Annotated in this window: 21 protein-coding genes and 1 riboswitch; of the genes, 16 read left to right on the top strand and 5 right to left on the bottom strand. The window is 49.2% G+C overall.

Features of this window, described 5'->3' with window-relative positions; translation table 11 throughout:
- Positions 1 to 25 precede the first annotated feature (25 nt).
- The 9 genes from NQ502_RS06695 to NQ502_RS06655 all read left to right on the top strand — a co-directional run bounded on the left by NQ502_RS06695 (position 26) and on the right by NQ502_RS06655 (position 9,444).
- Positions 26 to 676, top strand: a complete 651-nt coding sequence (locus NQ502_RS06695) for an anthranilate synthase component II (RefSeq protein ID WP_044983703.1) — start codon at positions 26 to 28, stop codon at positions 674 to 676.
- Complete coding sequence (gene pabB / locus NQ502_RS06690; RefSeq protein ID WP_028530369.1) at positions 621 to 1,997, top strand: aminodeoxychorismate synthase component I; 1,377 nt, start codon at positions 621 to 623, stop codon at positions 1,995 to 1,997. The genes NQ502_RS06695 and pabB overlap by 56 nt, the downstream gene beginning before the upstream one ends.
- A complete protein-coding gene (locus tag NQ502_RS06685; RefSeq protein ID WP_028530370.1) occupies positions 1,969 to 2,709 on the top strand; it encodes an aminotransferase class IV in 741 nt (246 codons plus the stop codon). The genes pabB and NQ502_RS06685 overlap by 29 nt, the downstream gene beginning before the upstream one ends.
- Before the next feature lie 73 nt (positions 2,710 to 2,782).
- Positions 2,783 to 2,879, top strand: a riboswitch (THF riboswitch).
- 135 nt (positions 2,880 to 3,014) lie between these two features.
- The gene (gene folE / locus NQ502_RS06680) at positions 3,015 to 3,572 is read left to right on the top strand and encodes a GTP cyclohydrolase I FolE (RefSeq protein ID WP_028530371.1); all 558 of its coding nucleotides are present in this window, start codon (positions 3,015 to 3,017) and stop codon (positions 3,570 to 3,572) included.
- Between the two features lie 19 nt (positions 3,573 to 3,591).
- Positions 3,592 to 4,068 carry an HD domain-containing protein gene (locus tag NQ502_RS06675; RefSeq protein ID WP_028530372.1) on the top strand — a complete coding sequence of 159 codons (477 nt, stop codon included), beginning with the start codon at positions 3,592 to 3,594 and terminating at the stop codon, positions 4,066 to 4,068.
- A gap of 19 nt (positions 4,069 to 4,087) precedes the next feature.
- Positions 4,088 to 4,894, top strand: a complete 807-nt coding sequence (gene folP, locus NQ502_RS06670) for a dihydropteroate synthase (protein ID WP_028530373.1) — start codon at positions 4,088 to 4,090, stop codon at positions 4,892 to 4,894.
- An 18-nt stretch (positions 4,895 to 4,912) separates the two neighbouring features.
- Entirely contained in the window at positions 4,913 to 5,731 is an 819-nt protein-coding gene (folK, locus tag NQ502_RS06665) for a 2-amino-4-hydroxy-6-hydroxymethyldihydropteridine diphosphokinase (RefSeq protein ID WP_028530374.1), read from the top strand.
- An 87-nt stretch (positions 5,732 to 5,818) separates the two neighbouring features.
- The gene (locus NQ502_RS06660; protein ID WP_028530375.1) at positions 5,819 to 6,970 is read left to right on the top strand and encodes an exonuclease SbcCD subunit D; all 1,152 of its coding nucleotides are present in this window, start codon (positions 5,819 to 5,821) and stop codon (positions 6,968 to 6,970) included.
- Positions 6,967 to 9,444: an AAA family ATPase gene (locus NQ502_RS06655; protein WP_028530376.1), complete on the top strand. Its 2,478-nt coding sequence runs from the start codon at positions 6,967 to 6,969 to the stop codon at positions 9,442 to 9,444. Before NQ502_RS06660 ends, NQ502_RS06655 begins: the two co-directional genes overlap by 4 nt.
- Before the next feature lie 25 nt (positions 9,445 to 9,469).
- Here the strand turns inward: NQ502_RS06655 and NQ502_RS06650 are convergent, their stop codons facing one another.
- The 4 genes from NQ502_RS06650 to NQ502_RS06635 all read right to left on the bottom strand — a co-directional run bounded on the left by NQ502_RS06650 (position 9,470) and on the right by NQ502_RS06635 (position 13,790).
- Positions 9,470 to 10,693 (bottom strand): AraC family transcriptional regulator, encoded by a 1,224-nt coding sequence (locus NQ502_RS06650; RefSeq protein WP_028530377.1) that lies wholly within the window; start codon positions 10,691 to 10,693, stop codon positions 9,470 to 9,472.
- Between the two features lie 139 nt (positions 10,694 to 10,832).
- A complete protein-coding gene (locus tag NQ502_RS06645) occupies positions 10,833 to 11,861 on the bottom strand; it encodes a uroporphyrinogen decarboxylase family protein (RefSeq protein WP_028530378.1) in 1,029 nt (342 codons plus the stop codon).
- A gap of 193 nt (positions 11,862 to 12,054) precedes the next feature.
- Positions 12,055 to 12,813, bottom strand: coding sequence for an N-acetyltransferase (locus NQ502_RS06640; RefSeq protein WP_028530379.1), 759 nt, complete (start codon positions 12,811 to 12,813; stop codon positions 12,055 to 12,057).
- Between the two features lie 65 nt (positions 12,814 to 12,878).
- Positions 12,879 to 13,790, bottom strand: coding sequence for a helix-turn-helix transcriptional regulator (locus tag NQ502_RS06635; protein ID WP_028530380.1), 912 nt, complete (start codon positions 13,788 to 13,790; stop codon positions 12,879 to 12,881).
- Positions 13,791 to 14,012: 222 nt separating this feature from the next.
- Between NQ502_RS06635 and NQ502_RS06630 the strand changes: the two genes are divergently transcribed.
- Genes NQ502_RS06630 through NQ502_RS06620 form a run of 3 tightly spaced genes read left to right on the top strand, consistent with a single transcriptional unit; the run spans position 14,013 to position 16,173 of the window.
- The gene (locus NQ502_RS06630) at positions 14,013 to 14,882 is read left to right on the top strand and encodes a B12-binding domain-containing radical SAM protein (RefSeq protein ID WP_028530381.1); all 870 of its coding nucleotides are present in this window, start codon (positions 14,013 to 14,015) and stop codon (positions 14,880 to 14,882) included.
- A 16-nt stretch (positions 14,883 to 14,898) separates the two neighbouring features.
- A complete protein-coding gene (locus tag NQ502_RS06625; protein WP_028530382.1) occupies positions 14,899 to 15,336 on the top strand; it encodes a GatB/YqeY domain-containing protein in 438 nt (145 codons plus the stop codon).
- A 60-nt stretch (positions 15,337 to 15,396) separates the two neighbouring features.
- A complete protein-coding gene (locus NQ502_RS06620) occupies positions 15,397 to 16,173 on the top strand; it encodes a PHP-associated domain-containing protein (protein ID WP_044983687.1) in 777 nt (258 codons plus the stop codon).
- Positions 16,174 to 16,565: 392 nt separating this feature from the next.
- On the opposite strand, the gene ybaK is transcribed toward NQ502_RS06620, so the two are convergent.
- A complete protein-coding gene (ybaK, locus tag NQ502_RS06615; RefSeq protein WP_028530383.1) occupies positions 16,566 to 17,042 on the bottom strand; it encodes a Cys-tRNA(Pro) deacylase in 477 nt (158 codons plus the stop codon).
- A gap of 223 nt (positions 17,043 to 17,265) precedes the next feature.
- On the opposite strand from ybaK, the gene NQ502_RS06610 reads away from it, so the two are divergent.
- From NQ502_RS06610 to NQ502_RS06595, 4 genes are read left to right on the top strand one after another with little or no spacing between them, the layout of a single operon-like run.
- The gene (locus NQ502_RS06610; protein ID WP_049898538.1) at positions 17,266 to 17,775 is read left to right on the top strand and encodes a prepilin peptidase; all 510 of its coding nucleotides are present in this window, start codon (positions 17,266 to 17,268) and stop codon (positions 17,773 to 17,775) included.
- Positions 17,772 to 18,797 (top strand): P-loop NTPase family protein, encoded by a 1,026-nt coding sequence (locus tag NQ502_RS06605; RefSeq protein ID WP_049898540.1) that lies wholly within the window; start codon positions 17,772 to 17,774, stop codon positions 18,795 to 18,797. The genes NQ502_RS06610 and NQ502_RS06605 overlap by 4 nt, the downstream gene beginning before the upstream one ends.
- Positions 18,797 to 19,993: a CpaF family protein gene (locus NQ502_RS06600; protein WP_028530386.1), complete on the top strand. Its 1,197-nt coding sequence runs from the start codon at positions 18,797 to 18,799 to the stop codon at positions 19,991 to 19,993. The genes NQ502_RS06605 and NQ502_RS06600 overlap by 1 nt, the downstream gene beginning before the upstream one ends.
- The gene (locus tag NQ502_RS06595) at positions 19,977 to 20,720 is read left to right on the top strand and encodes a type II secretion system F family protein (RefSeq protein WP_028530387.1); all 744 of its coding nucleotides are present in this window, start codon (positions 19,977 to 19,979) and stop codon (positions 20,718 to 20,720) included. Before NQ502_RS06600 ends, NQ502_RS06595 begins: the two co-directional genes overlap by 17 nt.
- The last annotated feature ends 2 nt before the right edge of the window (positions 20,721 to 20,722 follow it).

Here is a 20,722-nt window from a genome sequence, read left to right as displayed (position 1 = left end):
ACTGGTATGGCAGGAGGGAACGAATATGTACGTAATGATTGATAATTATGACTCCTTTGTGTATAACCTGGCGGTATACCTGCGGGAACTGGGCCGGGACGTCATGATCATCAGAAATGACAGGGTAAGTACAGAACTGCTGGAACGTATCTGCGGGGAAGAACGGCTGGAGGGGATCATCATATCGCCGGGGCCGAAAAGCCCCGCGGACTGCGGAGCATCGGGAGAGATCGCGCGCTGCATGGCAGGCAGGGTACCGATTCTGGGAGTATGTCTGGGACATCAGATCATCGGACACGTATTTGGGGCAAGAGTGGAGAAGGGACCCCGTCCGATGCATGGCAAGGTGACAAAAGTTAAGCATAACAGGAGGGGGCTGTTTCGGGAACTTCCATCGGAATATGAGGTGACGCGGTATCATTCGCTGATCGTGTGTGAGGACGGATTCCCGGATTGTCTGGAAGTCGACGCGCGTGCTCTGGACGGAACGATACAGGCGATCAGCCACCGGCAGTTTCCGGTGTACGGAGTGCAGTTCCACCCGGAGGCGGTACTGACGCAGTACGGTCATGAACTGCTGCATAATTTTGTGAAAATCTGTGAGGAATGGTGGGAAGAATATGAAAACACTGGTAAAAGCAATAGAGACTTATGTACCGCTGGCCGTGCTGTTTGACAGCTGCCACGAACAGGGACAGGCCGTCTTCCTGGATTCCTCGCTGCAGAATGATCTTGGGAGGTATTCCATCATCGGGCTGCAGCCGTATCTGACATTCTGTGAAAAAAATAAAGTCTGTTATCGAAATGGCGAGCCGGTAGACGTATCGATGGAAGAGGCGCTGTCGGATTATCTGCGGGAGAACAGGGAGGAACACGATACGGGGCTTCCGCTGGTCTCGGGTGCCATAGGATATCTGACGTATGATTATGGACGGAAATTCGAGGGGATTGAGAGCAGGCATGCGCCCGCCATCGATATGCCGGATGCGTGCTTTACCTTTTACGATGTGCTTTTGATCGAAGACTGCAGGGAAAAACAGCTTTATGTGACTGTCAGAGGAGAACAGTCGGATGCCAGGCAGACCGCTTCTGTGATCGAAGCCTGGGTGAGGCGTGTGAGCCCCGGGGAGAACATACCCCGAAGGAAGGAACATCAGGCAGAATTTACAGCTGATTTTGAAAAGGAAGGGTATAAACGTGCAATTTGTGATATGATAAAGTATATAACTGAGGGTGATATTTATATCGCAAATATGACGCAGCAGCTGTCAGCGAAGAGCAGCAGACATCCGTACGAAACATTTCGTTATCTGCGTGCCCACAACCCGTCTCCCTTCGGCTGTTATCTGAATTACGGGGATTTTCAGATTGTCGGTGCATCTCCCGAGCGGTTTATGCGGATGAGGGACGGATGGATTGAGACACGGCCGATCAAGGGGACTCGCAGGCGGGGCGTGACGCCAGAGGAGGATCAAATGCTTAAGCAGGAGCTTGCTGATTCCGGGAAGGACAGAAGTGAACTTCTGATGATCGTTGACCTGGAGCGCAACGACCTGAATCATGTCTGTGAACCGGGGAGTGTTAAGGTGACTGAACATTTTGCGGTGGAGACATATGCGACAGTCTTTCATCTGGTAACAGAGATTATCGGGAAACTGAGAGAGGGCCTGGATGTGATGGACCTTATTCGGGCTGCATTCCCCGGGGGGTCGATTACCGGCGCGCCGAAAATTCGCGCAATGGAGATCATCGATGAGCTGGAACACAGCAGACGCGGACTCTATACAGGTTCTGTCGGATACCTCTCTTTAAACGGAGACTGTGATATGAATATTGTGATAAGGACAGCCGTCTATCAGGACGGGATCTACCATCTGGGGGTGGGAGGCGGTATTACCTGCGAATCAGAACCTGAATTTGAATATGAAGAGACATTGCAGAAAGCAAAAGCGGTATTGGAGGCTATTTATGATAACGACGGCAGTGACGATGGATGACGGATTTCATTTTGGCATCGGTGTCTTTGAAACGATTGCAGTAGAAAATGGGAAACCCGTCTTCTTAAGAGAGCACTTGAGAAGAATGGAACGAGGTATCCGGGAACTCGGGATTGATAACCCGACATGGAAGGACGAGGTGAATGCCAGGAGCATTTCGAGGTATCTGAAACAGAATCTGATAAAACGGGGAGTCTTGAAGATCAGTGTAACTGAGAAAAATGTAGTATTTGCGTCGCGCGGAAATACTTATCAGGCTGCGGATTACGAGCGCGGATATGCTTTGGAGATCAGTAAGGTGAAGAGAAATGAGTCGTCACCTTTCACTTATGTCAAGTCGCTGAATTATGGAGACAATTACCATGAGAAGCGCAGGGCGCTCCGCGAAGGATACGATGAACCGGTATTTTTGAATATGAAGGGAGAACTGACGGAGGGAGCCACAACCAACATTTTCTTTGTAAAAGGGGGGAGGCTGGTGACTCCGCATGTCTCCTGCGGACTGCTGCAGGGTGTGTTCCGCGATTATCTGATCCGGACATACGATGTTGAGGAGCGTATCATCTATCCGGACGAGGTGCCGGAGTTCGACGAGACTTTTGTTACAAACAGTGTGGTTGGCATTATGCCGGTTGCACGGTTTGGAACAACGGCATTTTCGAGCCGCGTATTTTCAAGAAAATTGCAGGAAAAGTATCGAAATGTAATATAATTTGGAAAATACAGATACTCCTTGCGCTTTTAGATTTATGTGCTATAATTGGGATTAAATGAAAAGGATAATATGCAAAATAGGATTTCATGCGTCAAGTGTTCAGCGGATGGGGAGTTGCCGCCGAAACGAAAAGCTCGTCTTACGATATGAAATCTGCACCCGTTGCAACAATAGAGGATAACATCTCATATTGTGTAGGGATATTTTTAGTCATATGTCTGTCACATTATGGAGATGTTTTTTCACTTTACGGAAAACAGTCTCCAGAACATATGAAAAAGAGCAAAAAGGAGCCTGTTTTTATGATTGATAAAGAAAAGATTGAAGCGGCAGTGAGAATGCTGCTCGAAGGAATCGGTGAGGATGTAGAACGGGAAGGGCTGCTTGAAACACCTTCCAGAATCGCCAGAATGTGCGAAGAAATTTACGGCGGACTGTATGAGAGTGCGGCAGAACATCTGTCGAAGCAGTTTTCCGTGGATAATAATGAGATGGTCATTGAAAAGGATATTACCTTTTACTCCACGTGTGAACATCACCTGCTGCCGTTTTATGGAAAAGCGCACATTGCCTACATTCCAAACGGGAAGGTCGTGGGTCTTAGCAAACTGGCACGGACTGTCGATGTCTACGCAAGAAGACCGCAGATTCAGGAGAAAATGACTTCCCAGGTGGCAGATGCCCTGGAAGAGAGCCTGAATCCCGGGGGAGTGATGGTCATGATCGAGGCAGAGCACACCTGTATGACGATGCGCGGCATCAAAAAGCCGGGCAGCAAGACCGTGACGACTGTGGCAAGAGGTGCTTTCAAGGATGATTTTGAACTGCAGAAGATGTTTATGCAGATGGTAAAAGGTTAAATAAAAGATGGTGGTTGATATGAAACGCGTGAATGAAATCTGGAATCATCCCGTTTATCAGACACATTTAACAAAAGTACTGCGCTGGGAAGAAGAGCGGAAATTCTGCCGTCATACGGTAGAACATTTTTTGGATACGGCAAGGCTTGCTTACATATATTCGCTGGAGGAGGGGCTTTGCATCCCGAAGGATCTCATCTATGCCGCTGCTCTTCTGCATGACATCGGCAGACATCTGCAGTATGAGGAAGGGACTCCGCATGAGAAGGCCAGTGCAGGCATTGCAGCTCAGATTCTGCCGGAGTGCGGATTTACAGAGGCGGAGTGCGAGCGCATTCTGGATGCGGTGTTAAGCCACCGGAGGAGTGCGGGACGGTCCGATTTCGGCAGGATTTTTTACCGGGCTGACAAAATGTCGCGCTGCTGTTTCTCCTGCCCGGTGCAGGAAGAGTGCGACTGGCCGGAAGAAAAGAAAAACCTTCAGATTCAGTATTGACAGGATAAAGGAGCCGGAGATGAAGATTGGAAATCAGGAATTTGACGTAAAGAACAGGACATATATCATGGCGATCTTAAATGTGACGCCGGATTCTTTCTCGGACGGGGGAAAGTGGAATCACATGGATACTGCGCTTGGCCATGTTGAGGAAATGATACGGGACGGAGCTTCCATCATTGACGTCGGAGGAGAATCGACAAGACCGGGATACACCAAAATCTCTGATGAGGAGGAGATCGGACGTGTGGTTCCGGTTATCGAAGCTGTAAAGCAAAGATTTGACATTCCAGTGTCGGTGGATAGCTATAAACCGGGCGTTGCCGAAGCGGCGATCCAGGCGGGAGCGGATCTGATCAATGATATCTGGGGCTTGAAATATGATGAAAAAATGGCAGATGTGATTGCCGGAAATCAGGCGGCGTGCTGCCTGATGCATAATAAGGACGAAGCCGTCTACGAAGATTTTTTCAGGGATATGCTGTCGGAGATGCAGGACAGCGTGGGTATCGCAAAGCGTGCCGGAATTGCGGACGACAGGATCATTCTGGATCCGGGAGTCGGTTTCGGCAAGACGTACGAGATGAATCTGGAGGCGATCAGACGGTTGAAAGAGTTTGCAGAACTCGGTTTTCCGGTGCTTCTCGGCACTTCCAGAAAATCCGTGATTGGACTGACCCTTGACCTTCCGGCGCAGGAGCGTCTGGAGGGCACACTTGCGACGACGGTGCTGGCGGTACAAGCCGGCTGTGCCTTTGTCAGAGTGCACGACGTGAAAGAGAATCACCGGGCGATACGGATGACGGAAGCCATCCTTGGAAGGTAGACAGCATGGGAGGAAACCATGGATAAGATACACATTAATAATTTGGAAATTTTTGCGAAACACGGGGTGTTTCCTGAGGAAAACGTGCTGGGTCAGAAGTTCGTCATCTCAGCAGTTTTATATACCGATACCAGAAAAGCCGGAATGTCGGACCATCTGGAAGATTCGATTAATTACGGGGAGGTCAGCCACTTTATCAAGCAGTTTGTGGAGGGACATACGTTTCAGCTGCTGGAGACTGTGGCGGAACGTCTGGCGTGGGAGATGCTGCTGAACATCAAACATCTGCAGGCGGTACGGCTGGAGATTCAAAAACCGTGGGCGCCTGTGGGACTGCCGCTTGATACGGTATCGGTGGAAATTTTCCGTAAGTGGCACAGTGCCTATCTTGCACTTGGCTCCAACATGGGGGATAAGGAGAAGTATCTTCGTGCAGGGGTAAAGGGACTTCAGAATACAGAAGGGTGTGTTGTCGAGCGGGTCTCAGACTTCATAACGACGGCACCGTACGGCGGGATAGAACAGGATGACTTTTTAAACGGAGCCATGAAGATCCGCACGCTCCTGACGCCGGAGGAACTGCTGAGACGTCTGCATGAGATCGAGCAGGAAGCGGACAGGGAACGCATTGTGCGCTGGGGGCCGAGGACACTTGATCTCGACATTCTGCTGTATGATGATCTGATACTGGATACGGAGGAACTGCATATACCGCATATAGAAATGGATAAGCGCGATTTCGTGCTGAGGCCTCTGTGTCAGATTGCACCGTATGCGTGCCATCCGGTGCGCGGACTTACGGCGGTACAGCTGCTTGATACAATTGAACAGAACTAGAAAGATCATGAAGCTGCTGCAGCTCCCACAGGGACTGCACAGCTTTTTCTTACTGGCTTAAAACGGGAGTAACCGGGAGGAATAGTTATGAGATTTTTTCATTTATCAGACCTGCATATCGGAAAACAGCTGCACCATTACAATCTGCAGGAGGATCAGATACACATTCTGCGCCAGATTGCAGAATATGCGAGGACAGAACGACCGGATGCCGTCGTGATTGCGGGGGATATTTATGACAAGGCGGCTCCCTCCGGGGAGGCGGTGGCCATCTTTGATTCGTTTTTAACGGAACTCTCCAGGATTCGTCCGCAGATTCCCATCCTGATCATCAGCGGAAATCATGATTCACCGAAACGTCTGCAGTTTGCTAGCTCCATTCTTAGGGAGAACCAGATTTATATAGCGGCTGCAGCACCGGCAGCTCCACAGGACAGGCTGACAAAGGTGACGCTGGAAGATGCATACGGGGAAGTCTGTTTCTATCTTTTGCCATTCGTAAAACCGGGGTATGTGCGCAGGGCGCTTGGGGAGGAATCTGCGGACAGTTATGATGCCGTGGTCCGGAAACTGATCGGCAGAGAAAATATAGATTTAGAAAAAAGAAATGTTCTCGTCTCTCATCAGTTTTATACTGCCGGCAGCCATGTTCCCGAACTGAGCGATTCGGAGACCGTTCATGTGGGCGGCATGGATAATGTGGACATCCAGGCGCTTGCGGGTTTTGACTACGCTGCGCTGGGACATATTCACGGGGCACAGAAGGTGAAAGAACCATGGGTCCGTTACTGCGGTACTTTGCTGAAATACTCTGTCAGTGAATGGAAACAGGAAAAGGCGCTGCTTGAAGTGACGCTGAAAGGCAAAGGGGAAGAGCCCGAATTCCGGAAGCTTCCGCTGTCGCCGCTTTACGATGTCACACGCAGGAAGGGCACTCTCGCTGAACTGCTTGAGAAAGAACGGTGTGAGGATTACGTCAGCGTCACGCTGACAGATGAAGGAGAACTGTATCAGCCCCGGGAACTGCTGGAACGCGTATACCCCCGCATTCTGGAAGTGAAAGCAGAAAACAGCAGAACCCGCAGCCTGCTGGAGGAAACGGAGGGGGTAAGTTGGGAACAGGATCCCGGGGCGGCATTTGCAGTATTCTTCAGGCAGATGCAGGGACGTGAGATGACAGAAGAAGAAAAAAGGATCATGAGCAGCATGCTGGATCGGGCAAAGGAGGAGGCAATATGAAACCAGTGAGACTGGTAATGTCAGCGTTCGGGTCTTATGCCGGCGAGACAGTCATAGATTTTACGAAGGTACAGCAGGGGATCTTTCTGGTCACGGGTGATACAGGCGCAGGGAAGACTACGATATTTGATGCCATTGCGTATGCGCTTTATGACCGTACCAGCGGGCAGAAGAGGGACGGCGGGATGATGCGCAGCCAGTATGCCGATCTTTCCGCCCGGACATATGTGGAATTTACGTTCTGTTACCGTGGAGAGGAGTACACCGTCCGCCGGAATCCGGAGTATCTGAGGGAAAAAAAGAGAAGAGATGCAGACGGTAAACGGGGACAGACGACAGAACGGGCGAAAGTTGAACTGATCATGCCCGACGGAAGCGAATATGAGGGAAATAAAACGGCGGTAAACCAGAAAATCGTGGAGATCATAGGACTGGATGTTCAGCAGTTTGCGCAGATGGTCATGATTGCACAGGGGGATTTTCTGCGCCTGCTGCACGCGCAGTCGCAGGAGCGGGGTCTGATTTTCTCCAGGATTTTTGACACCCGCATATACCGGAGGGTGCAGGACGAGCTGAAACAGGAGGCCAGGGAGAGCCAGGAGGCGCTTTTGGAGAACAGAAAGGACATCAGACGGGAGATGGAACACGCGGTATGCCCGCCGGAATTTGCCCGCCGGGAGGAGTGGGAGCGGGAACTAAAGGCAGAGCTGGAGCCGGATTTCAGTCTGATCCTCCCCATGCTCCGGGAGATGACGAACGGTGGAGTCAGGCGGCTGGAACGGTTGTCTGTTCGCATAGAGGAAAACCAGAGGAAATACGGGCAGACTGCCGCTGCACTGGAGGCTGCGCAAGCCGTCAATCAGCTGTTCGAAGGCCTGAAGCAGGCGGAAGACAGAAAACGTGAGCTTTCTGACAGCCAGAGGCCGATGGAGGAGCTGCAGGGAAGGATTGAAGCTGCGAAAAAGGCAGAAAGAGTAGAGTTTTTTGAACAGGAATGCGCACAAAAGGAAACCGTCGTCAGGAGACTGCACGCACAGGCAGCAAAGCTGGAGTCGCGGGCCGCACGTACGAAAAGAGTGGCCGATTGTTACAGTTCAGATCCGGACAATCTGGTCCGGCTTCCGGAGGAGGAAAACGGGAGTGACGCAAAGCGCCTGTGGGAGGCAGCGAGTAAACGGGCGGCAGCTTCCAGCCGCCTGCAGAAAGCCGTACAGGATGCGGAAAACTGCAGGCTGGCGTTTGAAACAATACAGGAAGAGTTTTTGCGGGCACAGGCAGGAATCATGGCACGGAATCTGGAGGAGGGGATGAAGTGCCCGGTGTGCGGTTCCGCGCATCATCCTTTCAAAGCAGAACTGCCGGGGGATGCGCCTGGACAGCAGCAGGCCCAACAGTCTAAAAAGGCGCTCGAAGATGCTGAAAAAAAAGTGCGGCAGCTGGACCAGCAGCTGGAGGAGGCCAGGGCAAATGAGCAGGGAGTATACCAGGAAATACTCCGGGAAATCAGCGGGATGGAAGGTCAGCTAAGACAGCTCTCAGGTATGAAAAGGGATGAGGAACAGCGCTTTCGCAAAGCACAGGAACGGTACCTTCATGCAGTTTCGGAGGCGGGATTTAAAGACGAGACGTCATACAGGGATGCGTTGATCGGGAAGAGTCAGCTGGAGGAGCTGGAAGAGACGCTTGAGAATTACCGGGAATCCGTGATCCGGGCTGATGAGGCGCTGCGCTTTTACCGGGAGCAGACACAGGGAAAGCGGCCGGCAGATGAGACAGCTGTCAGTGAAGCGCTGAAAGAACTGAAAGAAGAAAAGAGGAAGCTGGAAGAGGAAAGCCGGGAATGGTACGGAAGAAATAAGAGAAACGAGGAATCACTGGAGGCTCTGAACCGACTGGCAGAGGAGCGGAGGGCATTGCAGAAACGGTGTGATGTGCTGACGACTCTTTCCAGAACGGCGAATGGAGCGCTGGGGGGCAGCGTGAAACTGGATTTTGAGACATATATTCAGAGACAGTTTTTTGAACAGGTGATTCGGTGTGCGAACCGGAGATTCATACGCATGACGTCCAGTCAGCTGATGCTGCGCTGCAGGGAGTTTCAGAATCTGGGGACAAGGGGACAGGCGGGGCTCGACCTAGACGTCTACAGCCCGGTCACAGACAGCACCAGAGATGTCAAGACGCTCTCGGGAGGGGAATCTTTTCTGGCTGCGCTTTCCATGGCGCTTGGTCTGGCTGATGTGATCTCAGACACTGCCGGGGCCATCCGGATGGATACCATGTTTATCGACGAAGGGTTTGGATCGCTCGATGATGAAGCAAGAGAACAGGCGATTGCCATACTGAACGAACTGGCGGGTGCGGATCGGCTGGTGGGTATTATTTCTCATGTATCTGAGCTGAAGGAGCAGATTGACAGGAAGCTCGTGGTATCACGGACTGCGAAGGGGAGCACGGTGAGATGGGAACTGTGATGAATATGAAAAGAAGCCGTAAGCATCAGCGCTTACGGCTTTCTCTGTATTTTTTTGGCGTCATGCCCACATAGCTTTTAAAGATCTTGGTGAAATAACTCTGGTCCTCGAAACCGCACATGTTTGCGATTTCTACGATAGTAAGTTTTTCATCCGAGAAAAGAAGCTTGCTTTTCTCGATCCTGACTTTATTAATGTAGTTGGTGATAGTCTCGCCGGTTTCTTTCTTGAAGATGCTGCACAGATACGTTTTGCTCAGATACGTCTTTGAGGCTATTTCGTCCAGCGTCAGCTTGTGCTGATAATGTGTCTGGATATACTTGTCCACCTTGTGAATCGTATCTGCATGCTTCAGGCGGTCGTAATCGAAGGTGCTCGAGATAAAGCTGTGCATGATATTTGATACCCAGGCACTTAAGTCTTCGATCGTCTTGAAAGTGTCCACATGCTTCAGCGAATTCTGTGTGATCAGATCGATCTTCTCCATATCAGCGCCTGCATCGACGGCTGTACGGGATATAACGATCATCAGCTCCGTGATTCGCGGCTTGATGGCTTCAAGATTCGAGTTGTTGGAAACATAAATGTATGCCAGTATCTGATTCAGGACATTTTCAGCCTCTTCTTTGTCGCGGTTTCTGATCGCCGAGCGGAGGCGCCGTTCCTGTGCGATCGGGTATGTATAGTAATCGTTTTCAGAGAAACTTTTGATCTTCTCTGCATAGATGTTGTTCAGCAGAGATTCCTGGCTGTAGAAATAACGGCCCGCTCTTCCGTGGGAGATACCGGAGATATAAGAGGTAATGGCTGACATAACCTCAGCGAGACTCTGAATCTGTTCCGGCGGATAGCAGGGCATTTCGGCCACGATCTTGCGGAGATCGGAATTCGGTATTTCAGAGAGGGAGTCATCCATGTTGCCCATACAAAGCGGACCGGCAACGATTCCTCCGGACAGGTTTCCCTTTTCGTCGGAGATAAACGTGGAGACAAGGACGAGTCCGAGATTGCAGAAGTAGATGTACATACCGTCCCAGCGGTAAGCTTCCTGGCAGCCGTGGATAAAAGCGTTAATTCCATAACATTTGGAGCCAAGATGCTTTTCACATGACTTGCACAGGTCGGTGGTAACATCTGTTTCCAGATACAGTGTATTATTTGTACAGTCCACCGGTATACAGTGGATATCAAAAAGTGTTTCAAAATGTCGGCAGTATTTTTGCGCCTGTTTAATTAATATGGAATCCATAGATAGTACTTTCTTTCCCTTTTTGTAAAAATTTTAGTGTATACCATAAAGATATCACAAGAAGTGAAAAAGGGCAAAGACTTTATGAAAATCTTTGCCCTTTTTCTAATGAAGGAATTCCCAAAGGGATAGAAAAAGGCTACATTATGATATCTAAGAGGCGTTGTTTGTAATAGAATGAATCTACCGTTTCAAAAAATGCATCAATATTTTCAAATTCTGTCAGCGGCGGGATATCACAGCCGGATGAGATGACAAAGTTGCGGTACTCTTTACAGTTCTCCAGAAGACGAACCGTTTCAATCCTGACGGACTGAGGGGTGCCGTTTCGAAACTGCTGGGACGGGCTGATGTTTCCCATAGCCACACAGTCCGGGGGCATAAGTTCCATCATCGTTCGCATATCGATCGCATCGCCAAAGTGGAATACACGGCAGCCGGTATCCAGAATCTGATCGATCAGCTGAATCGTGTAATTTCCGCAGTTGTGATAAATAATGATGAATCCCTGTTCCTGTGTCGCCTCCACAATCTCTTTGACATATTCTGTGGAGAACTCCTGGATCAGCTGCGGAGATAACACGCCGGCCAGCGGCTCCGCCATAATGATGCCGTGTGCGCCGACCGCTTTGTAGGCGTTGATGTATTCAATCAGAAAATCAGTTGCTTTTCTTAAAATCTTGTGAACGAGTTCCGGTTCCTCATAGCACTGCAGCATGACTTCATTGACATCCATCAGACGGCCGGCAAGGGAAAACGGTCCGGTGCAGCCTGCAAAAACAGGGCGGTCGGTGATCAGTTTGAGGGCTTTTCTTACGCCTTCAACGTAGATACCGGTGCGGCCTTCGCCGACTTCAGGAACACGGAGGGCGTCTGCCTCTTCTTCAGTCTCCACGATCTTACCGATGATTGTCGGAACTTCGTCGGCAGAGTACACTGTACTGGCGCCGAACGCCTCGGCCTCGACGGAAAGGTCCATGAAACTTGCCACTGCAGGCATCGGATACTTGTCCGCAAGCATTTTCATGCCGAGAGCCTGATAATTACTGTCGGTTACGAGTTCTTTTACTGTCACATACAGCAGCTGTACGGACGGAAAGGACAGAAGCGGAAATGCCTTCTTGTCTTCTTCGTAGATTAATTTGTCCACCCATTTGTACATATTCATATTACTAACCCTCCAAAAGTCATAGTTAAGTTGTATTCTTACTCTTTGTAGAAGAATATAATTATAATATTGCGATTTTGGTAAAATGGATAGTAATATATAATACTTTTTACGATAAAATTCTTTTAATTTTACAAAGTTGGTAAAATCTTTACATGTGTAAAGCTGGAATTCCACACTTTACAGTGAACGCTTACAGGCCATGCTGCTGCAGAAATTTTTCGAATTTTTTTTCACTGAGGATTTCGTTGGTTACAAATTCACCGTTAAAAAAGAAGCTGTAGGTAGTGAAAGGGGTGGGCGCATTCTGTGCCTGCTCTTTGGTCTCAATCTTATGCATACTGAGAGCGTATCCGTGCCGCCCTGCGGCAGACTGGATGAGAGAGGCGTACTTTGCGGTGTGAGGACATTGGCTGGTATAGTAGAGGACCATACCCGGCTCATCGGTTTTCCCGTGTTTTGCGCACTCCCGGAACGCCGGCACGGGTGCACTCTCTGAGAACGGCAGATAGTACAGTACGAAAAAAGGGTCGGCCTCATCCACAGCCCGAAAACCTTTGTACGCCATATAATCCGGGTCTGAGAGAAAACCGCGTTTCTTGTCGGAGGCAATGATGGTTACGCCGGATTTTCCTTTCGTGCGTGCGTCCTGTATGCAGTAATCAAGCAGTTCATTCGAATGGCCGTGACCTTTGTACTGACCGGATACCCAGAAGCAGTTGATGTGCATATAACCGTCGGCGGTGATCGGATACCATGCGTTTTCTGCCGGAATGTATTCGATAAAGACTTTTCCTCTCGTGTTGGAGCGCCGGAAGACAAGCCCTTCTTCAAATCGGTCTTTCATCCAGGCCTTTTTCAGAGCGACGCCGTTTTCTCCTTTTTTGTCGGCGATGCAGCAGCAGATATGTTCCCTGTCAATATTTTCCCTGTCAACAGTAATATATTCCATAGTGGTGGTCTCCTTCTAAATAATTTGTTGTATTCAGTATAGCACTGTTAACCTGACATGCCATGTCAGGTATTATCAGGGTTTGCATATTTCCGCCACATTTCCGCTGCAGTTTCCGCAAGTTTCATCTGTACACGTTTGGGTTCAAGTATATCAACGTGACCGCCAAATGACAGCAGGTAGCCATAGAGCCAGGCATCCTCCGGCATATACTGAGAAACGATCAGGTCCCCGTTATCCTGAATTTCAATATCCTTCATGTCAAACTCATCGAATACCCGGTAGGCTGCCGCGGCTCTGAACCTCAGGCGGATCAGAGGATATGAGGGGGCTTTTTCCAGAGGCTCGGCGTCAGGAGGATGCAGGGATTCATGAAAGTATTCATCCAGCAGCTGAATATGGTCCATACGGTTTATCTTGAAGGTCCGGTAATCATTTTTCAGGAGGCACAGCGCCTGAAGATACCATGCGTTTGCCTTATAGAGGAGTCTCGCCGGCCTGACCTTTCGGTCGGTACCTTGTCCTGCGGAATTAAAGTAGTGGAACGACAGACATTGGCGGTTCAGTATCGCATTCTTTATGAGCGAGAACTTTTTTCGGTCAGATTCGGTACTCCCCCAGCGCGAAAAATCAACCTGAACCCAGTCCCGGGTGTTCTGCTGAAACATGGCGCCAAGTTTGCTGAGAAGACTGCTGATCTCCTGAGATGCTGCGGGCAGACTCTGCAGCGCCATCATGAGCTGCTGCTGTTCCTCGGCGGAAATAAAGGTTTTATCCATGACATAGCCTTCTAAAAGAAAGATTCCGCCGCCTTTTCCCTGCACGGAATAGATGGGGATTCCGGCACTGCTCAACGCATCGATGTCACGGTAAATGGTCCTGACAGACACCTCAAACTGTGCGGCAAGCTCGGCTGCCGTGGTTTTTCCTCTGTCAAGCAGATAATATAAGATTTTAAACAAGCGGCTTTCATGCAAAACAGTCGCCTCCTTTCGTCGCTCCTTATCCAATGGCGTATTATCAGCGTTATGGTTTTAGTATAACGGGAAACGGCAGACCCTGCATTAAAAATGTGTAAAAATTCATCCAGACCTTGCTCACGAAAAAGATTGTGCTATAATAAATGTACGTAACTGTTCGGGACGAAGAGTTCTTTGGAATAGTTATATATATTTAAGAACAGAAAGAGGGATGAAGACTTGAGATACGAAGGAATGGTATACAGACCCCCAAGCGAAGCGAGAAGTCTGATTGTCCAGGTGACCATCGGATGTGCCCATAATGCGTGTACGTTCTGCACCATGTATAAAGATAAAAAATTCAGGATCCGAAAAAAAGAAGAGGTGCTGGAAGACTTTCAGACGGCTTATGACAATTACGGCGACAACATCCGCAGGATATTCCTTGCCGATGGTGATGCACTGATTGTGAAAACGCCCGATCTTCTGGATATCCTGAACTTTATCAAAGAAAAGTTTCCGTCCGCGGAACGTGTGACCTCATACGGAACACCGGGAGATATACTGAGAAAGTCGGAGGATGAACTGAAATCGCTGGCAGAAGCAGGTCTGGGAATGGTTTATATGGGAGCGGAATCAGGCGATGCCGTGACGCTGAAGGATATCAACAAGGGAGTCAGCAGGGAAGAGATCATTGAAGCAGGAAGAAAACTGCGCCGCGCGGGTATACAGTCGTCCATTACGCTGATCTCAGGGCTTGGCGGACGGGCACGCAGGAAAGAACATGCGGTTGAGTCAGCGAAGCTGATCAGCGATATCCGTCCGGATTACGTTGGATTTCTGACCCTGATGCTGGATGAATCGACCGAGATCTACAGGAAGATTGCGGCTGGTGAGATGGAGCTGCTGACACCGGATGAAGTGGTGGAAGAGATGCGGCTGTTTCTGACAAATGTAGATTCTCCGGGAACCGTATTCCGTGCCAATCATGCGTCAAACTATGTTGTACTGAAAGGTAATCTGAATGAGGATATCGAAGGGATGCTCAGAAAACTGGACGAGGTTGAAGAAGCTGGAAAGTATCGGCCGGAACGCGTCCGAAGTCTGTAGTAAGGAGGAGATTAACATGCAGCTGGAACAATTGAGAAAAGATATGGTTACGGCCATGAAGGCCAGGGACAAGGTGCGAAAGGAAGCCATCTCTTCGGTGGTCGCCGCGGTGAAAAAGGCTGCGATCGACGAGGGATGCCGGGAAGATATTTCTGAGGAACTGGTAGACCGTGTAATCTTAAAAGAAATGAAAACAGTGAAGGAGCAGGTGGACACCTGCCCGGATGAACGTGCCGATCTGAAGGCGGAATATCAGGCAAGATATGAGATTATCAGTGAGTATGCACCGAAACTGCTGTCTGCTGAAGAAGTGAAAGCAGTTTTGACAGAAAAATTTGCGGATGTTATTGCAACGAAGAACAAGGGGCAGATCATGAAGGCGGTGATGGCAGAGCTGAAAGGAAAAGCTGACGGTAAGGTGATCAATCAGGTGGTATCCGAACTTTGCGGCTGATACGTATGAAAACCCTTAAACTGTCCATGCTAAGGAAAAGAGAATCGTGGTGAAAATAATATGAAATTTGATATGCACTGTCATACAAAAGAAGGTTCTATGGATGGAAGGGTACCGATGGAAGAGTATATTCTCCGGCTGAAAGAGCTGGGGTATAAGGGAATGCTGGTGACTGACCACAATTCGTATGATGGGTACCGGGAATGGAAAAACAATATTAAGGGCAAGCGGCATAAGGATTTTGTCGTGCTGAAAGGAATCGAATACGACACCATCGATGCGGGGCATATACTGATCATCATGCCGGAGGGTATCAAGATCCGTGTGCTCGAACTTCGCGGACTGCCCGTAAGACTGCTGATCGACGTTGTGCACAAAAACGGCGGTATTCTCGGGCCGGCTCATCCCTGCGGCGAGCGTTATCTGAGTATTCTGAACACGAAAAAGAAGAAAAGCAAGGATGAGATTCTGAGGAAATTTGATTTTATCGAGGCATTTAATGCGTGCGAGACAGAAGAGAGTAATGAGGCGGCACAGAGTCTGGCGACCAGGTATCACAAGCCTGGTTTCGGAGGAAGCGATGCACATCGCTATGACTGTATCGGTACAGCCTTTACGGATTTTCCGAAGGAGGTGCGCCGGGAGTCTGATCTGATACGTTATATTCAGCGGGGCGGTGAAGTGACCTACGGCGGTACGATCTACAGCAAAACCACAAAGGATAAAATCGGAAAATGGAATGCCGTGCTGGTGCAGTCGTTTGGCGTATATAACAAAACGGCGGAAATCTACCGGCGGCACAGAAGAAAAAAAGAACTGAAAAACATACAGGTTTAAAAATAGAAAAATGATATGGAAAAGGAACTATCAGAGATTGACATTTCTGATAGTTCCTTTTAAAATTCGTTGTCCATTGGAGTGTACCTCATTTTAGTTACTTAGATGCTTTTAGGTTCAAGTTACGTTTTTGGTGGTCCGTACCTCTCTTTCATCAGACTTTGGGGTGAATCGTTAAGTTCTCGGTGGTTTATCCTCCTTGTAGTACTTTTTTAATTTTTTATTTCTTTTGATGTTATAATTATATCGAATTAATAAGGAAAAGTCAATACTAAAAATAGAAAAAAATAAAAAAAGTAAATAGTAAACAGATATATAATTTGAAATTATCAAATAATCTGAAAACTAATGAAAGCAAGAAAATTCAATACAATTTGCAGGGTCTCTGAAAATCAGCAGCAGACATCTGCAAATTGCCCGCGCGTAAGCCTGGACAGTTCTGTCGGAGAGAGACGGATACTGCAGCCGATGCGGCCTCCGCTGATATATATGGCATCAAACTGAAGTGCGCTGTCATGGATAAAAGTCGGGAACTGTTTTTTCATTCCGATCGGACTGCATCCTCCGCGGACATAACCAGTCACTGAGTTGATATCCCGGACATGAATCAGTTCGACGGACTTTTCCCCCGCTGTTTTTGCCGCGTTTTTCAGATGAAGTTCCATTGCAATGGGAATAACGAATACATAATACTGCCTGCTCTTTCCCTGCGCTACCAGTGTTTTGAATGACTGTTCGACGGGGGCATTCGTGAGACTGGCCGTGTGGAGGCCGTCTATAAATTCATCACATTCATAATTCAATGCCTCATATGGAATTTTGTTTTTATCCAATATCCGCATGGCGTTCGTCTTGGTTTCCTTAGCCATACAACCACCTCCTGAAAAATATGTTTTATTGTACCGCAACTTTTATAAAACTGCAATGGCTGACATTTTGAATCTTAAAAAAACACTGGACAAACACAGGATTATGTGGTTTAATAATCATACATTCTAAAACACACCGTCAGTTCTGACGGAGAATTCCCTGACATTATAAAAATTAAAAACGGTAACATGATGACTGCCTAACATGTGAGGAGGTGTATGTTTGTCCGCATGTCACATGCTCATCCTTCAGATTTCCTTTCTTTCCATGTGCATGGATATACAGACGGAAAAGATCGCAAACCGCGGGGCCGGTATCTTCTGGTTCGCCGGTTTGGGATATCAGATCTGGCTTCGGAAACTTTCGGGAATCTGGGAGTTTGCGGCTGGAGCAGCAGTTCCGATCATTCTGCTGGCCGGACTGTTTGCACTGCGTATGCTGGGGCCGGGTGATATCAAATTATTCTCTGCACTCGGAGGCGTTATGGGGGTTGCGCCCATTATCCGGTGCATCATCTGTTCATTTTTAATCGGAGCCGTTTTGTCGGCTGCCGTCATCCTCCTTTGCAAAAATGCAGAGGAACGTCTGCGGTATTTCACCGCGTATCTTTCACAATGTTTCAAAGAGAAAACAATTTATCCTTATTACCGAACGGGAAGACGGATAGAGAACATTCATTTCAGCGTGCCGGTGTTTCTGGCGGTTGTCTTATACACGGGAGGGTTTTATTGAGTAACAGAGGCAGGAGCATATTCGCAGTCTGTGACCTGGAAGCTGCGTATGCTTGTAATTTTGTAGAATATATTCAGCACAAGAAAAATATTCCGTTCGAAGTGCGTGCATTCACGGGGACTGCACCGCTTCTGGAGCTGGCTGCGGCCAGGCATATTGATATACTTCTGATTTCGGACAAGGCCATGTGCGAAGCGGTGAAGAGCCTCGACATTGGTCAGATCGTGATCCTGTCAGAGGGAGTCCATGACCCCGCGCTGGACCGGTATCCAAGTGTCTACAAATACCAGTCATCCGATGCGGTGATCCGAGAGGTGATGAACTGCTATGGGGCGCGGGAGACACAGGCGCTCAATATGAGTATGGTGAAACCAAAGACAAGGATTCTGGGAGTGTACTCGCCGGTCGGGCGGACTGCAAAGACTTCTTTTGCGCTGACACTCGGGCAGATTTTATCAAGAACGAATGCGGTACTGTATATTAATCTCGAGGAGTATGCCGGATTTGAAGAGCTTCTGGGATGTGCATATGAGAGCCGACTGGGAGATTTGATCTATTATATCCGGCAGGGAAATGCGGGCATTGCATTAAAGTTAGCAGGAACCGTACAGACGGTCAATCATCTGGATTACCTGCCGCCGGCGCTGTCACCAATGGATATACAGAATGCGACGATCGACGAATGGCTCCGCATGCTGCGGGAGATAGAAGAGAATACGGCTTATGACACCGTGATACTGGATGTCGGCGACGGCGTTAATGAACTGTACACGCTTCTGAACCAATGTGAAACGGTCTACGTACCGGTCAGAAACGACGTAGTGTCTGCCGCGAAACTCCAGCAGTTTGAACAGCTCCTGAAAATGTGGGATTTTACGGGACTGCTGGAGCGGATGCAGAAGGTTCGCCTTCCGTATCACCGTACACTGAAACGGGGAAAAGAATATCTGGATGAACTGGTCTGGAGCGAGCTCGGGGATTATGTAAAGGAGCTGCTGAGGACACAAAAGGAGCGCGGCTGATGAAACATTTTGAGACACTGCACAGAGAGCTGATGGCGCTGCTGGAGACCTCGCCCGAATTGTCGGACGGGCAGATTCTGGAACTGATCGACGGTCTGCTGGTGGACTCAGAGACCGGGCGCTGTCTGTCACTGCGTGAAAAAGATGGACTGCGGGACGAGCTGTTCTGTTCCGTGCGAAGGCTTGATGTTCTGCAGGAACTGATCGACGATCCGCAGGTGACAGAAATCATGGTTAATGGCTGTCACAACATCTTTGTGGAGCGGGACGGACGTATCACCAGATTTGAAAAAAACTTTACCGCACCGGAAAAGCTGGAAGATGTAATACAACAGATTGTGGGGAAATGTAACCGAATTATTAACGAAAGCAGACCGATTGTGGATGCAAGACTTGATAATGGGGCAAGAGTTAATGCGGTTGTGGAACCTGTATCTCTGGACGGGCCTGCGCTTACCATACGGAGGTTTCCGGATGTACCGATTACGATGGAGACACTGATAGCATGGGGAAGCATCACCAGGGAGGCTGCCGGGTTTCTGAGAGATCTGGTAAAAAGCGGGTATTCCATCCTGGTGGGGGGAGGTACCTCGGCGGGCAAAACGACATTTCTGAATGCGCTTTCTAATTATATCCCGGGGGATGAGCGGGTCATAACAATTGAGGACACGGCGGAACTACAGATACAGGGTGTGGAGAATCTGGTTCGGCTGGAAGCGAGAACCGCAAATCTGGAGGGAGGAAAGTCGATTACGATCAGGGACCTGATTCGGACAGCGCTCCGTATGAGACCCGACAGGATCATCGTTGGAGAAGTCCGTTCCGAGGAAGCGATCGACCTGCTGCAGGCATGGAATACGGGTCACGAGGGGAGTATTGGGACTGCGCATGCAAACAGCAGCAGGGATATGGTCAGCAGGCTGGAGACGATGGTACTGATGGGGATGCAGCTCCCTCTGGAGGCGATACGCAGACAGATCGCATCAGGCATCGATGTGATGATACATATCGGGAAAACAAAAAAGAAACAGAGAAAAGTAATGGAAATCTGCGAGGTGACGGGGCTTTGCGGCGGAGAGGTGCAGCTCCGTCCACTGTACCGGTGGGATGATGAGATGCAGCAGCTGGAAGCAAAAGAACGGCTTAAAAACACAGAAAAACTGGAAAGGATGATGCGGTATGAAGCTGGATTATAGAGTTTATCATTTTACGAAACGTGAGGCTGTGAGGTATGCAGGGGAAGCGTCCGCATTGTGTCTGTTGGTAAATCTTCTGTGCTACCGTTCGTGGTGGGCGCTGGCGATGTTTTTCGTTGTGCCGCCGCTCTATTTTCGGCATAAGAAGAAATATCTGATAGAACGGAGAAAGAAGAGGCTGAATTATGCGTTCAAGGATGCGCTGGCGTCACTTTCGGTCGCGTTAAAGGCGGGATATTCCATGGAAAATGCCATTGCAGAGTGTATCCGTGATCTCAGAAATATTTATGAAGAACATGATCCGATCCTGCAGGAATTTCTTTATCTGCAGAGTCAGCTGAGTGTCAGTGTTCCGATTGAGCAGCTGCTGTCTGATTTCGGGAACCGGTGTGATGTGGAGGACATTCGGAACTTTGCTGGTGTTTACGGAATCGCCAAGAGAAGCGGGGGCAACCTGAGCCGGATCCTGCAGGATGCCGCACGGACTCTGAATGACCGGATCGAAGTACAGAAAGAGGTGGAGGCGTGTGTGGCGGCTAAAAAGATGGAACAGACGATCATGAGCGTGGTTCCCTGCGGGATCATTCTATATATGCAGGCGATGTCACCGGGATTTCTGGATGTACTCTATGGAAGCGCGGCCGGCGTCTGCGTCATGACGGCATGTCTCGCGGGATATGCGGCAGCGTTCTGGATGGGAAGAAAAATTGTAAGGATCGAGGTGTAAGG

The organism is Ruminococcus gauvreauii (assembly GCF_025151995.1).
GTDB lineage: Bacteria > Bacillota > Clostridia > Lachnospirales > Lachnospiraceae > Ruminococcus_G > Ruminococcus_G gauvreauii.
Note: the sequence above shows the minus strand (reverse complement) of the source record. Positions and strands in the feature narration are given on the sequence as shown.